Source organism: Streptomyces sp. NBC_01237 (assembly GCF_035917275.1).
Lineage (GTDB): Bacteria > Actinomycetota > Actinomycetes > Streptomycetales > Streptomycetaceae > Streptomyces.
Genome location: NZ_CP108508.1, coordinates 2706459 through 2720566, shown reverse-complemented (window position 1 = coordinate 2720566; position 14108 = coordinate 2706459). Strand labels below are relative to the sequence as shown.

Annotated in this window: 13 protein-coding genes; 12 read left to right on the top strand and 1 reads right to left on the bottom strand. The window is 71.2% G+C overall.

Features of this window, described 5'->3' with window-relative positions:
* Nucleotides 1-7: 7 nt before the first annotated feature.
* The 7 genes from OG251_RS12100 to OG251_RS12070 all read left to right on the top strand — a co-directional run bounded on the left by OG251_RS12100 (nt 8) and on the right by OG251_RS12070 (nt 6852).
* Entirely contained in the window at nt 8-1081 is a 1074-nt protein-coding gene (locus OG251_RS12100; RefSeq protein ID WP_326677167.1) for a nitronate monooxygenase, read from the top strand.
* Nucleotides 1078-1824, top strand: coding sequence for a 16S rRNA (uracil(1498)-N(3))-methyltransferase (locus OG251_RS12095; protein WP_326677166.1), 747 nt, complete (start codon nt 1078-1080; stop codon nt 1822-1824). Before OG251_RS12100 ends, OG251_RS12095 begins: the two co-directional genes overlap by 4 nt.
* 273 nt (nt 1825-2097) lie before the next feature.
* Nucleotides 2098-3402 (top strand): ATP-binding protein, encoded by a 1305-nt coding sequence (locus tag OG251_RS12090; RefSeq protein ID WP_326677165.1) that lies wholly within the window; start codon nt 2098-2100, stop codon nt 3400-3402.
* Nucleotides 3399-4463: a tetratricopeptide repeat protein gene (locus OG251_RS12085; RefSeq protein ID WP_326677164.1), complete on the top strand. Its 1065-nt coding sequence runs from the start codon at nt 3399-3401 to the stop codon at nt 4461-4463. The genes OG251_RS12090 and OG251_RS12085 overlap by 4 nt, the downstream gene beginning before the upstream one ends.
* A gap of 60 nt (nt 4464-4523) precedes the next feature.
* Nucleotides 4524-4883, top strand: a complete 360-nt coding sequence (locus tag OG251_RS12080; RefSeq protein ID WP_073724507.1) for a histidine triad nucleotide-binding protein — start codon at nt 4524-4526, stop codon at nt 4881-4883.
* Between the two features lie 15 nt (nt 4884-4898).
* The gene (locus OG251_RS12075; protein ID WP_326677163.1) at nt 4899-5807 is read left to right on the top strand and encodes a ribonuclease Z; all 909 of its coding nucleotides are present in this window, start codon (nt 4899-4901) and stop codon (nt 5805-5807) included.
* Nucleotides 5808-5859: 52 nt separating this feature from the next.
* Nucleotides 5860-6852: an adenosine deaminase gene (locus OG251_RS12070; RefSeq protein ID WP_326677162.1), complete on the top strand. Its 993-nt coding sequence runs from the start codon at nt 5860-5862 to the stop codon at nt 6850-6852.
* On the opposite strand, the gene OG251_RS12065 is transcribed toward OG251_RS12070, so the two are convergent.
* A complete protein-coding gene (locus OG251_RS12065) occupies nt 6816-8174 on the bottom strand; it encodes an MFS transporter (RefSeq protein ID WP_326677161.1) in 1359 nt (452 codons plus the stop codon). The two genes, OG251_RS12070 and OG251_RS12065, sit on opposite strands and share 37 nt — an antisense overlap.
* A gap of 392 nt (nt 8175-8566) precedes the next feature.
* Here OG251_RS12065 and OG251_RS12060 point away from each other — a divergent pair, with 392 nt between their 5' ends.
* The 5 genes from OG251_RS12060 to OG251_RS12040 all read left to right on the top strand — a co-directional run bounded on the left by OG251_RS12060 (nt 8567) and on the right by OG251_RS12040 (nt 14044).
* Nucleotides 8567-9670 (top strand): carbohydrate kinase family protein, encoded by a 1104-nt coding sequence (locus tag OG251_RS12060; RefSeq protein ID WP_326677160.1) that lies wholly within the window; start codon nt 8567-8569, stop codon nt 9668-9670.
* Between the two features lie 137 nt (nt 9671-9807).
* Entirely contained in the window at nt 9808-11904 is a 2097-nt protein-coding gene (locus tag OG251_RS12055; RefSeq protein ID WP_326677159.1) for a PhoH family protein, read from the top strand.
* Between the two features lie 12 nt (nt 11905-11916).
* Complete coding sequence (gene ybeY, locus OG251_RS12050) at nt 11917-12414, top strand: rRNA maturation RNase YbeY (RefSeq protein ID WP_073724519.1); 498 nt, start codon at nt 11917-11919, stop codon at nt 12412-12414.
* On the top strand, nt 12411-13694 hold the full coding sequence (locus tag OG251_RS12045; protein ID WP_326677158.1) for a hemolysin family protein: 1284 nt from the start codon (nt 12411-12413) through the stop codon (nt 13692-13694). The genes ybeY and OG251_RS12045 overlap by 4 nt, the downstream gene beginning before the upstream one ends.
* Complete coding sequence (locus tag OG251_RS12040; protein ID WP_073724523.1) at nt 13691-14044, top strand: MmcQ/YjbR family DNA-binding protein; 354 nt, start codon at nt 13691-13693, stop codon at nt 14042-14044. Before OG251_RS12045 ends, OG251_RS12040 begins: the two co-directional genes overlap by 4 nt.
* Nucleotides 14045-14108: the final 64 nt, after the last annotated feature.

Here is a 14108-nt window from a genome sequence, read left to right as displayed (position 1 = left end):
TGCGGTCATGTCCTCCGAGTTGACCGATCTCTGCCGGTATCCGATCGTGCAGGCCCCGATGGCGGGCGGTGTCTCGTCCCCGGAACTCGTCGGGGCCGTCGCCGACGCCGGCGGGCTCGGGTTCCTCGCCGCCGGGTACAAGACGACGGACGGCATGTACAACGAGATCAAACAGGTGCGCAGGCTGACCGGCGGACCGTTCGGCGTCAACCTCTTCATGCCGCAGCCCGCCCTCGCCGACCCGAGCGCCGTCGAGGTCTACTGCCACCAGCTCGCCGGTGAGGCCGTCTGGTACGAGACCCCGCTCGGCGACCCGGACACCAGCGGCGACGACGGCTACGAGGCCAAGGTCGCGATCCTCCTGGAGGACCCGGTCCCCGCGGTCTCCTTCACCTTCGGCTGCCCGACCCGCGACACCCTGGACGCCTTCGCCAAGGTGGGCACGTACACCGTCGTGACGGTCACCACCGCCGAGGAGGCGCAGTGCGCCCAGTGGGTGGGCGCCGACGCCGTCTGCGTCCAGGGCGTCGAGGCGGGCGGCCACCAGTCCACGCACCGCGACGACCCGCAGGCCGACAACACCGGCATCGGGCTGCTCTCCCTCGTCGCCCAGGTCCGCGAGACGGTACAGCTGCCCGTCATCGCGGCGGGCGGCCTGATGCGCGGCTCCCAGATCGCCGCGGTGCTCGCGGCGGGCGCGGACGCGGCCCAGCTCGGCACGGCGTTCCTGGCCTGCCCCGAGTCCGGGGCGCATCCCCTGCACAAGCAGTCCCTGACCAACCCCCTGTTCGTCCGCACGGCGCTGACCCGGGCGTTCTCCGGCCGCCCGGCCCGCGGCCTGGTCAACCGCTTCATGACCGAGCACGGTCCGTACGCCCCCGCCGCCTACCCGCAGGTCCACTATGTGACGAGCGGGCTGCGCAAGGCCGCCGCCCGCATCGGGGACGCCCAGGGCATGGCACTGTGGGCCGGACAGGGGCACCGGATGGCACGCGAGCTGCCCGCCGGAGAGCTGATCGACCTGCTCGCCACCGAACTGGAAGCCGCCCGGGTGGCGGTGAGCGGAAGGAGTGCCCAGTGACGGCACCGGTCTTCGTCGTCGAACGGATGCCCAGCGGGCCCGAGTTCGTCCTGGACGGCCCCGAAGGGCGGCACGCCGTCTCCGTGCGGCGGCTGCACGCCGGTGAGGACGTCGTCCTGACGGACGGTCTGGGCCGGTGGGCGGAGGGCGTCGTACGGGCCGCCGAGGGCAAGGACCGGCTGGTGATCACGGACCTCGCGACCGTTCACGAGGAGCCCGCGCCCGCCCCCCGTATCACCGTCGTCCAGGCCCTGCCCAAGGGCGACCGCGGCGAGGTCGCGGTGGAGACGATGACGGAGACGGGCATCGACGCCGTCGTCCCGTGGCAGGCCGCGCGCTGCATCACGCAGTGGAAGGGTGACCGCGGTCTCAAGTCCCTGGCGAAGTGGCGCGCCACGGCCAGGGAGGCGGGAAAGCAGTCGCGACGGGTCCGGTTTCCCGAGATCACGGAAGCGATGACGACCAAGCAGGTCGCCGCGCTGCTGGCCGCGGCGGACTTCGCGGGCGTGCTGCACGAGGACCGGGACTGCGACAGCGAACCGCTCGCCACCGCCGGACTCCCGGCGCGGGGCGAGATCGTGCTCGTCGTCGGCCCGGAGGGCGGTGTCTCCCCGCAGGAGCTCGCCGCCTTCGCCGAGGCGGGCGCGCGGCCCTACCGGCTGGGCCGCAGCGTGCTGCGCACCTCCACGGCGGGGACGGCCGCCGCTGCCCTGCTGCTGGGTCGCACCGGACGCTGGGGCTGAGGGGCTGAGTCGCACCGGACGCTGAGGGGCTGAGGGGCCGGAAGGGCGGAGTCCGGTGGCTCCGGGGGCTGTTGCGACCGGGACCGGCACGTTTCGATCCGGACCGGGCTGTTCCGACCTGGACGCCCGGACCAGCACGTTCCGCCCCGGACGGACGTGTCCCGAACCGGGGCGGCACGTTCCGCTCCGTGACCGGACATGTCCGAAGCGGACCGGGCTGTTCCACGCCCGACCGGGCGACGGACTGTCAGACCCGTTACGTAGGGTGAGGTCATGTCCAACGAGTCGCCTCTGATCATGAGCCTGCGCACCGCGGTCGACGCGGCGCCGGGCGACGTACCCCTGCGGCTGCATCTGGCCGAACTGCTGCTGGGCGAGGGGCAGTCCGAGGCCGCGGTCGCCCAGGCCGCCGTGGCGCTCCAGCACGCACCGGGGGACGCGGCGGCGCGTGGGCTGATGATGCGCGCGATGGGGATGCCGCAGCCGAAGGCCGAGGACGAGCCGCAGCCGGTGCCGCGGTCCGACGGCGGGTCAGCGGCACCGGCACCGGGCTTCGACTGGAAGGCCGCGGAGAACGAGATCAAGGACGCCGTCCCGCCGCGCTTCGTGACGCCGCGGCAGCCCGGGGCACGGCAGCCCGGAGGGCCCCTGGAGGCACCGCTCGCCGTGGACGGCGGCGGAGACCCCGGGGGCGCCTCGGCCTGGGACACGGAGGCACCCGCCCTGCGGCTCGACGACGTCGGCGGCATGTACGAGGTCAAGGATCGCCTCGAAGCCGCCTTCCTCGCCCCGATGCGCAACCCCGAACTGCGCAAGCTGTACGGCAAGAGCCTGCGCGGCGGCCTCCTGCTGTACGGCCCGCCCGGCTGCGGCAAGACGTTCATCGCCCGCGCCGTCGCGGGCGAACTCGGCGCCCGGTTCCTCTCCGTCTCGGTCAACGACGTCCTCGACATGTGGATCGGCAACTCCGAACGCAACATGCACGAGGTCTTCGAGACCGCCCGCCGTCAGGCGCCCTGCGTGGTGTTCCTGGACGAACTGGACGCGCTGGGCGCCAAGCGCAGCCGTACCGCCAGCAGTGGCATGCGCAACACGGTCAACCAGCTCCTCACCGAACTCGACGGTGTCGACGGCGCCAACGAGGGCGTGTTCGTGCTCGCGGCCACCAACGTCCCCTGGGACGTGGACATCGCGCTGCGCAGGCCGGGCCGCCTCGACCGCACCCTGCTCGTCCTGCCGCCCGACGCCGCCGCACGCGAGGCGATCCTGCGCTACCACCTGCGCGAGCGGCCCATCGAATCGGTCGACCTCGGCAAACTCGCCAGAGCCACCGAGGACTTCTCCGGCGCCGACCTCGCCCATCTCTGCGAGTCCGCGTCCGAGACCGCCCTGCTCGACTCGGCCCGCACCGGCACCGTCCGGATGATCAACATGAAGGACCTGCTGGCGGCCGCCAAGACCGTACGGCCCTCCACCGAACCGTGGTTCGCGACAGCCCGCAACGTCGCGATGTTCGCCAACGACGGCGGCAGCTACGACGACCTGCTGGCCCACCTGAAGAAGAAGCGCCGACTGTGACCACTTCGCACCCACTGACCGAGCAGGCGTACGCCCTCCATTCGCTGGGCCGCTACGACGAGGCCAAGGCGCTGCTGGCACGCCGGCTGGCGGAGGACCCCGACGACGGCCGGGCCTGGGTCCAGCTCGCCCGCTGCCATCTGAGCCTGCGGGAGTACGCGGAGGTCATCACCACCACCGGCGAAGCGCTGCGGGCCGACCCCGAGGACTGGGACGCGCTGATCGTGCGTACCTACGGGCTGCGCCGCACGAGCCGCCGCGACGAGGCGCTGGCCGCCGCCCAGGAAGCCGTCCGGCTCGCCCCCGAGTCGTCGTCGGCGCATGTCGCGCTGTCCGAGGCGGTCATGGCCTGGCAGGAGCGCTGGCCCGAGGCGTTCGCGGTGGCCGAGCAGGCGGTCCGGCTCGGCCCCGAGTACACCGGGGCGTACTACGGACTCTGGAAGGCGTCGCTGGTGGTGGGCCGGGCCGACGCCCGCGATTTCGCGATCCGGCAGACCCTGCGGCTGGACCCGGAGGACCCGTGGGCGCTGGAGGAGTTCGCGCACATGCAGAACGCCGCGAAGGACGTCCGGCTTCCGGCGAAGGCCTCGGCCTACGCCGACGCGCTCACCGCGGACCCGGGCTCCGCGCTGCTGCGCGCCAAGCTGGACCTGACCGTGTTCCGGATGCTGCGCGGCACCCGCTGGCTCGCCGTGCTCAGCCTCTGCGTCGCGGGCGTGTCGATCGACCTCTTCCCGACCGAGGGCGAGGCCCCCAGGGAACTGCCCCTGTCGCTGGGCACCCGGCTGTACGCGATCGCGCTGATGGCCGTGGCCTGGGGCCTCGGCGCCCTCCTCCGCTACCGCCGGCTGCGCAACGGGATCCGGCTCACCCTCCGGTCCCTGCTGCGCCGGATGTTCTGGGCCAGACTGGTCCTCGCGCAGGCTGTGTGGGGGACCCTGCTGGCGGTCGTGATGGCGCTCGTCCCGTGGAGCGAACGCGGCATCCCCCAGGTGCTTTTCTGGACGGGCCTGATACCGGTCCTGCTGACGATCTGGTTCGACCGGCCGCGCAAGAAGTGATCCGCACCGACCCGGATAGCATGCCCGTGTACTGATACCGACGACCGAGGAGACCCGGCCATGGCGGGAGAGCCGCAGACCGACTGCCTGTTCTGCAAGATCGTCTCGGGAGACATCCCGGCGACCATCGTCCGCGAGAGCGAGACGACCGTCGCCTTCCGCGACATCAACCCGCAGGCCCCGACTCACGTCCTGGTCATCCCCAAGGCGCACTACCCGGACGCCGCCTCGCTCGCCGCCGCCGAACCGCAGATCGCCGCGGACATGCTGCGCGAGGCCGGACAGGTCGCCGCCGACGAGAAGATCGACGGGAGCGGCTACCGGCTGGTCCTCAACACCGGCTCCGGCGCCGGCCAGACCGTCTTCCACGCCCACGCCCATGTACTGGGAGGCCGCGGCCTCCAGTGGCCCCCCGGATAGCGGGCACACCCAGCCATGTCCGTACGAGAACTGGTGGTGCTCGGTACCGCCAGCCAGGTCCCCACCCGGCACCGCAACCACAACGGCTATCTCCTGCGCTGGGACGGCGAGGGCATCCTCTTCGATCCCGGCGAGGGGACCCAGCGCCAGATGCTCCGGGCCGGTGTCGCGGCGCACGACATCAACCGGATCTGCGTCACGCACTTCCACGGCGACCACTCGCTGGGCCTGGCCGGAGTGATCCAGCGGATCAACCTGGACCAGGTGCCGCACCCCGTCACCGCGCACTACCCGGCGAGCGGGCAGCACTTCTTCGAGCGGCTGCGGTACGCGACCGCCTACCGCGAGTCCGTCGAGCTGACCGAGGCGCCCGTCGCCGCCGACGGGGTGCTGGCCACCACGGACACGTACACCCTGGACACCCACCGGCTCTCGCACCCCGTCGAGTCGTACGGCTACCGGCTGACCGAACCCGACACCCGGCGCATGCTGCCCGCCAGGCTCGCCGAGCACGGCATCCGGGGCCCGGACGTCGGCCGGATCCAGCGCGAGGGAGCACTCGGCGCGATCACGCTCGACGAGGTCTCCGAGCACCGGCGCGGACAGCGGTTCGCGTTCATCATGGACACCAGGCTCTGCGACGGCGTGTACGCGCTCGCCGAGGGCTGCGACATGCTGGTCATCGAGTCGACCTTCCTCGACGAGGACGAACGGCTGGCCACCGACCACGGGCACCTGACCGCCGGACAGGCGGCCCGGGTGGCGAGGGAAGCGGGCGTACGGCACCTCGTGCTGACCCACTTCTCGCAGCGGTACAACGACCCGGGGCTCTTCGAGACCCAGGCCCGCGCCGCAGGGTTCGAGGGCGGACTCACCGTCGCCCAGGACCTGATCCGGGTCCCGCTGCCCACCCGGCACCTCTGAATTACGGCAGCACCCGAAACACACCAGCACCACCATTCGTGAGCGAGACGACGTGCACCTCCCCAAGGCAGAACTCCACCTCCACATCGAAGGCACCCTCGAACCCGAGCTGGCCTTCGCGCTCGCGAGACGCAACGGGGTGAAGCTGCCGTACGCCACCACCGAGGAGCTGCGCACCGCCTACCTCTTCGACGACCTCCAGACCTTCCTCGACCTGTACTACGCGCTGATGGCGGTGCTGCGGACCGAGGACGACTTCACCGAACTCGCCGACGCCTACCTCACCCGCGCCGCCGCCCAGGGCGTACGGCACGCGGAGATCTTCTTCGACCCGCAGGCGCACACCGCCCGCGGTGTCCCGATCGGCACCGTGATCGAGGGACTCGGCAGGGCGCTGGAGCGCAGCGAGGAGACGCACGGCATCTCCACCCAGCTGATCCTGTGCTTCCTGCGCGACCGGTCGGCCGAATCGGCCATGGAGACCCTGGAGGCGGCGAAGCCGTATCTGCACCGGATCAGCGCCGTCGGCCTGGACTCGGCGGAGGTCGGCAACCCGCCCGCCCGGTTCCGTGAGGTGTACGAGGCGGCCGCGGCGCTCGGGCTGCGCAGGGTCGCCCACGCGGGCGAGGAGGGCCCGCCGGAGTACATCCGGGAGGCCCTGGACGTCCTGGGCGTCGAGCGCATCGACCACGGACTGCGCTGTATGGAGGACCCCGGCCTGGTACGGCGGCTGGTCGCGGACCGGATCCCGCTCACGCTCTGCCCGCTGTCCAACGTACGGTTGCGCGCCATCGACATCCTGGAGGATCACCCCCTGCGGGAGATGATGGCCGCCGGGCTGCTCTGCACGGTGAACTCCGACGACCCCGCCTACTTCGGCGGGTACGTCGGAGACACCTTCCACGCGGTCCACGAGGCGCTCGCCCTGGACCACGAACAGCTGCGCACGCTGGCCCGCAACTCCTTCGAGGCGGCCTTCCTCGACCACGACGAGGAGCGCAGGGCGCGCTACCTCTCCGAGGTCGAGGCGTACGCGTTCGACTGACCGGACCCGCCCGCCGGACCGGCCGTCCGGAACGCGTTCCGGCCCAGGCGCCTGCGGCGCAGGGCGGGCACCACGAGCTCCGTGACGGCCTGTTCCGGTGAACCGAGCTTGGGCACGGCGCCGGGCAGGCCACCGGTGGTCGCGGCGAGCAGCGCGGCCGGGGCACCACCGCGACGGCGGACCGAACCGGGCACCAGCGGACGGCCACCGGTGTGCAGCGCGACGGCGGTGACGGGGGCCGCCACCAGCAGCGTGACCGCTCCCAGGACCAGGCCCATCGCCGGGTAACCGGCCTGCTCGGAGAGCACACTGCCCAGGAGCGGGCCGCAGGCCACCCCGACGGACGAGGCCGAGCCCGCGAGGACCGCCCAGCGACCGCGTATGTCCAGCGAGGCGGCGAGGCCGATCAGATACGACAGGACCACCGGGTAGACGGTGTTCCACAGGATCTCGCCGGTCGCGAACGAACCGAGGTCCCGCGCCGAGGAACTGAGCACGATGCTCACCGCGATGATCATCGTGCCGAGACCGATCGGCACCGCCCTGCCGAGCCGCGCGCCCAGCATTCCGGCACCCATCACACCGAGCAGCCCGGCTCCGAGCGCGGCGGCGAACACCGCGCCGATGGTGACCTCGGAGAGCCCCACCTGTGCGACACCGATGCGGCTGCTCACACCCCACAGCGCGTTCTGCGCCATGGACCAGATGAGCATCCCGGCCGCCAGCACCAGACCGGAGCGGCGGTGCGGCAGGCGTCCGGAGACCTGCGCCGGGCTCTGCGCCGCCGTGGCGGTACCGAGCCGTGCGGTGGCGGGCCAGACGAGCAGGGCGACCAGCGCGATCGAGGCGAACGGCAGCCGGTGGCCGCCTTCCAGGTGCGGGATCGTCAGATAGAGGGCGCCCGCGGTCGCGGAGACGGTGAGCAGCCCGAGCGACGAGGTCCGGTGCGGGTCGCGCTGGGCGGCGATCCCGGCCGCGGCGACGGCGGTCGCCGTACCGGAACCGAGGCCACCGATCATCGCGCCCAGGACCACCAGCGGAACGGACCCGGCCAGCGCGGCACAGCCGTAGCCCACTATCGCCAGCGTCAGTCCGATACGTGCCGGTCTCCGCGCCCCCCAGCGCTCGACGCGGCCCGCCAGAGTGAAACCGGCACTGGCCGAACTCAGCAGGAGTGCACTGCCGACCAGGCCGGCCTGGGCCGCACTGAGGCCCAGATGGACGCTGAGCCGGCCGACGATGGTGGGGAGCAGATAGGCGGCGAGGTAACCGGCGGTGAACACGGCAACCAAGGGCCACGCGGCGCGAGGGCGCGAGGACATGGGCGTTCCTGAAGACATGCCTGAGAAGGCAGGGGGTGGCAAGGCGGGGAGGGTGGAGCGAGGGGGGTGAAGCCAGGGTGAAGACAGGGGTGGGGCAAGGGGGAAAAGCGGAAAATGAGGGGAGATGGGGCACTCGTCGGTAACAGCCCCCAACGGTGCTCGCGGGCCAATTTGTATCAAGTGCTCCCAGTCGATCGAAAGCCGCTCCAGTGTGATCTAGGTCACTTATGCGTTTATGCACTCCGGAGCCGGGTAACAGCGCATGTTTATGCAGGTCAGGTCGGTCTGAGCGGCACGGCGCAAACGCCCCATCCGGCGACGCGAATCGGGCACACTGACCGGATCGCGCAGCGAACGCACGGACCAGATCCGCCACGGCCGGGGAGCGCACGGTGAGCACAGACATTCCAGGCATCGACCCGCTGCTGGCGCTGCGCGCCCCGCAGGACCCCGCGTGCGACGTCTTCCTGACCGGCACGGTCTTCCTCGACATCATCTTCACCGGGCTGGACAGCGCCCCGGTGCGCGGCACCGAGTCCTGGGCACGGGGCATGGGCTCCAGCCCCGGCGGTGTCGCCAACATGGCCACCGCCCTCGCCCGGCTCGGCCTGCACACCTCACTGGCCGCGGCCTTCGGCGACGACCACTACGGGGAGTACTGCTGGGACGCCCTCGAACAGGGCGAAGGCATCGACCTGTCGATGTCCCACACCGTCCCCGGCTGGCACTCACCGGTCACGGTCTCCATGGCCTACGAGGGCGAGCGGACGATGGTCTCCCACGGCCACGAGGCGCCGGCCCCCGCCATGGCCACCGTGCCCGGCCGGACGTTCCCGCACTGCCCGCCGCGCGCACGGGCCGCCATCGCCTCGCTCGCCCCGGGCCGCAGCGAACCCTGGGTGGCCTCCGCCGCCCGGCACGGCGCCCGGATCTTCGGCGACGTCGGCTGGGACGAGACCGGCCGCTGGGACCTGGACGCGCTGCCGGACCTGGCGCACTGCGAGGCGTTCCTGCCCAACGCCGAGGAGGCGATGCGCTACACCCGCACCGACTGCCCGCGAGCCGCCGCCCACGCACTCGCCGACCGCGTGCCCCTCGCCGTGGTCACCCTGGGCGCGGAAGGCGCGTACGCCGTCGACGGGCGGACCGGCGCCACGGCCGAGGTGCCCGCCATCGCCGTGGCGGCACTCGATCCGACCGGGGCCGGTGATGTCTTCGTCGCCGGGTTCGTCACCGGAACCCTCGCCAACTGGCCGCTGGCCGACCGGCTGGCCTTCGCCGGGCTGACCGCGGCCCTCTCGGTGCAGGAGTTCGGCGGTTCGCTGTCGGCTCCCGGCTGGGTGGAGATCGCCGCCTGGTGGCAGCAGGTGCGCACCTGCGCCGACCAGGACCCGGCCGCGCTGGAGCGGTACGCGTTCCTCCAGGAACTGCTGCCCGCCGCCGCCCGCTCCTGGCCGCTGCGCCGCGCGGTGCCGACGATCGGCTTCCGTCAGTGAGCGGGTGAGCCGGCGAACACGTGCCCGGTAAAACCTCTCGGTGTTGTCGGTGGCGAGTCGTAGGCTTGGTAATCCAGAGGTTGTCGAGCAGCGAGAACCCTGCAACGGGAGGTATGCGCAGGCCCGAGGGCCGGCCCATGACTCAGACACCCACACAGCCGCAGGCGCGTGCCCAGATCAGGATTCCGGCCGCACACCCCATGGTGATGCTCCTGGGATCGGGCGACTCGCTGCTGCGCGTGATCGAAACGGCTTTCCCGGCGGCCGACATCCATGTCCGGGGCAACGAGATCAGTGCCACGGGCGAGGCAGCCGATGTCGCCCTGATCCAGCGCTTGTTCGACGAGATGATGCTGGTGCTCCGCACCGGGCAGCCGATGACGGAGGACGCAGTGGAACGGTCGATCGCCATGCTCCGGGCGAGCGGCAACGGGCAGGGGGGCCCGCACGGCGAGACACCCGCCGAGGTGCTCACACAGAACATCCTCTCCAGCCGCGGCCGCACCATCCGCCCCAAGACCCTCAACCAGAAGCGGTACGTCGACGCGATCGACAAGCACACGATCGTCTTCGGCATCGGACCCGCCGGCACGGGCAAGACCTACCTCGCCATGGCGAAGGCGGTCCAGGCCCTCCAGTCCAAGCAGGTCAGCCGGATCATCCTGACCCGGCCCGCCGTCGAGGCGGGGGAGCGGCTCGGCTTCCTGCCGGGCACGCTCTTCGACAAGATCGACCCGTATCTGCGCCCGCTCTACGACGCACTCCACGACATGCTCGACCCCGACTCGATCCCGCGGCTGATGGCGGCGGGCACGATCGAGGTGGCGCCGCTGGCCTATATGCGTGGCCGGGCGCAACCCGTCTTCACCAACGTCCTGACGCCGGACGGCTGGTGCCCCATCGGCGATCTCCGGGTCGGTGACCTCGTCATCGGGTCGAACGGCGAGCCGACCCCGGTGCTGGGCGTCTACCCGCAGGGCGAGAAGGACATCTACCGCGTCAGCGCACAGGACGGCTCCTGGACGCTGTGCTGCGGCGAGCACCTGTGGACCGTTCGCACGGCCTCCGACCGCCGCCGCGACAAGCCGTGGCGGGTCCTGGAGACCCGGGAGATGATCGGCGACCTCCGCGCGGCGCACGCCCGCCGCTACGAGCTGCCGATGCTGACCGCGCCGGTGAGCCACCCCGAGCGTGACGTTCCCATGGATCCGTACGCGCTGGGGCTCCTGCTCGGCGACGGATGCCTCACCGGCTCCACCACGCCGTCGTACGCCACGGCCGACCCGGAGCTGGCCGAGGCACTGGAGGGAGCGCTTACGGGCGTCACCCTGCGGCACCGGGGCGGGCCGGACTACGTTCTTAACCGGATCAAGGCGCCGGGCGACGTGGTCACCCTGGAGAACCCCGTCACCGGCATCCTGCGTCAGCTGGACCTGCTGGGGACCCGGTCGCACTCCAAGTTCGTCCCGGACGGCTATCTGCTCAACTCCGCCGAGGTGCGCCTGGGAGTGCTGCAGGGGCTCCTCGACTCCGACGGCGGTCCGGTCACACAGGCGGACCGCACCTGCCGTATCCAGTACTCGACGTCGTCGATCGCCCTGCGGGACGATGTGATCGCCCTCGTGCGGTCGCTGGGAGGCGTCGCGTACACGCGCCGCCGGTCCGCCGAAGGGCGGGCACCCGGCCTCGCCCAGGGGCGGGAGGTGCACCACCGCTATGACGCCCATGTCGTCGATATCCGTCTTCCCGAGGGCATCGAGCCCTTCCGCCTCGCCCGCAAGGCGGACACGTACCACGCTGCCGGGGGCGGCGGACGCCCCATGCGCTTCATCGACAGCATCGAGCCGGCGGGCCGTGAGGAGGCCGTGTGCATTCAGGTGGCGGCCGAGGACTCGCTGTACGTCACCCAGGACTATCTGCTGACGCACAACACCCTGAATGACGCCTTCATCATTCTCGACGAGGCGCAGAACACCAGCGCCGAGCAGATGAAGATGTTCCTCACCCGGCTCGGCTTCGACTCGAAGATCGTCGTCACCGGTGACGTCACCCAGGTCGACCTGCCGAGCGGCACCAAGAGCGGTCTGCGGCAGGTGCAGGACATCCTGGAGGGTGTCGAGGACGTGCACTTCTCCCGGCTCACCTCCCAGGATGTCGTCCGGCACAAGCTGGTCGGCCGTATCGTCGACGCGTACGAGAAGTACGACAGCCGAGACAGCCACAACGGGAAGTAGTCGCAGCGCACCATGTCGATCGACGTCAACAACGAGTCCGGAACCGAGGTCGACGAGCAGGCGATCCTCGACATCGCCCGCTACGCGCTCGCCCGGATGCGGATCCACCCGCTGTCCGAACTCTCGGTGATCGTGGTGGACACCGACGCCATGGAGCAGCTCCACATCCAGTGGATGGACCTCCCCGGTCCGACGGATGTCATGTCCTTCCCGATGGACGAACTGCGTCCGCCGGCCAAGGACGACGAGGAGCCCCCGCAGGGGCTCCTCGGTGACATCGTGCTCTGCCCGGAGGTCGCGAAGAAGCAGGGCGAAGAGGCGGAGACCCAGCACTCCATGGACGAGGAGCTTCAGCTCCTGACCGTTCATGGAGTGCTGCATCTGCTGGGCTACGACCACGAGGAGCCGGACGAGAAGGCCGAGATGTTCGGTCTTCAGGCGGCCATCGTCGACGGCTGGCGCGGCGAGCACGGACTCACCGGCGCCTCGCCCGCCCCCACCGTCTCGTGAGCCTCCCGCTCATCACGGGTGCCGTTCTGCTGGTCGTCGTCGGCTGGCTGGCGGCCTGCGCGGAGACGGGCATCGCCCGCACGTCGAGCTTCCGGGCGGCGGAGGCGGTACGGGCGGGGCGGCGCGGCAGCGCGAAGCTGGCGCAGATCGCGGCCGACCCGACCCGCTATCTCAATGTGGCCCTGCTGGTGCGGGTCGCCTGCGAGATGTCCGCCGGGGTGCTCGTCACCTACGCCTGCCTGAAGGAGTTCCCGCAGACGTGGGAGGCGCTGGCCGTGGCGATGGGCGTGATGGTCCTCGTCAGCTATGTCGCTATCGGGGTCTCCCCGCGCACCATCGGCCGCCAGCACCCGCTGAACACGGCGACGGCGGCGGCGTACGTCCTGCTGCCGCTGGCCAGGGTCATGGGCCCGATCCCCCAGCTGCTGATCCTCCTCGGCAACGCGCTCACCCCCGGCAAGGGGTTCCGCAAGGGCCCGTTCGCCAGCGAGGCGGAACTGCGGGCGATGGTCGACCTCGCGGAGGCGGAGTCGCTGATCGAGGACGACGAGCGCCGCATGGTGCACTCGGTCTTCGAGCTGGGCGACACGCTCGTGCGCGAAGTGATGGTGCCGCGCACCGACCTGGTCTGCATCGAGCGCTACAAGACGATCCGGCAGGCCCTGACGCTCGCCCTGCGCTCCGGTTTCTCGCGGATTCCGGTGACCGGGGAGAACGAGGACGACATAGTCGGCATCGTCTATCTCAAGGACCTGGTCCGCAAGACGCACATCAACCGGGAGTCGGAGGCCGATCTGGTCTCCACGGCGATGCGGCCCGCGGCGTTCGTGCCGGACACGAAGAACGCCGGGGACCTGCTGCGGGAGATGCAGCAGGACCGCAGCCATGTCGCGGTCGTCATCGACGAGTACGGCGGCACGGCCGGCATCGTCACGATCGAGGACATCCTGGAGGAGATCGTCGGCGAGATCACCGACGAGTACGACCGCGAACTCCCGCCGGTCCAGGAGCTGGAGAACGGCTGCTACCGGGTGACCGCACGCCTCGACATCGGCGACCTCGGCGAGCTGTTCGGGATCGACGAGTACGACGACGAGGACGTGGAGACGGTCGGCGGGCTTCTCGCGAAGGCGCTCGGCCGGGTCCCGATCGCCGGTGCGTCCGCGGTGGTCGACCTGCCCGACAGCAGGAAGCTCCGACTGACCGCGGAGTCCCCGGCGGGCCGGCGGAACAAGATCGTCACGGTGCTGGTGGAGCCGGAAGGGGCACAAGCGGAATGACACCGGAGCGGCTGAGGGCGTTCTGCCTGGAGTTCAACGCGAGCGCGGAGGAGTTCCCGTTCGGCCCGGAGACCTCGGTCTTCAAGGTGCTCGGCAAGATGTTCGCGCTCAGCGCGCTGGACGGGCGGCCACTGACGGTCAACCTGAAGTGCGACCCGGACGAGGCGGTACGGCTCCGGGAGGAGCATGCCGCGATCGTCCCCGGCTGGCACATGAACAAACGCCACTGGAACACGGTGACGGTCTCCGGGGTGCCGGACCGGAAGCTGCGCGAGCTGATCGAGGACTCGTACGACCTGGTGGTGGCGGGCCTGCCGAAAGCGGAACGGCTGCGGCTGGACCGGCCGTAGCGCGCCCCGGCCACGGTCCTCGCACGCCCCCGCGGGCCCGCTCCACGGTGTGACCTGCCGTGGA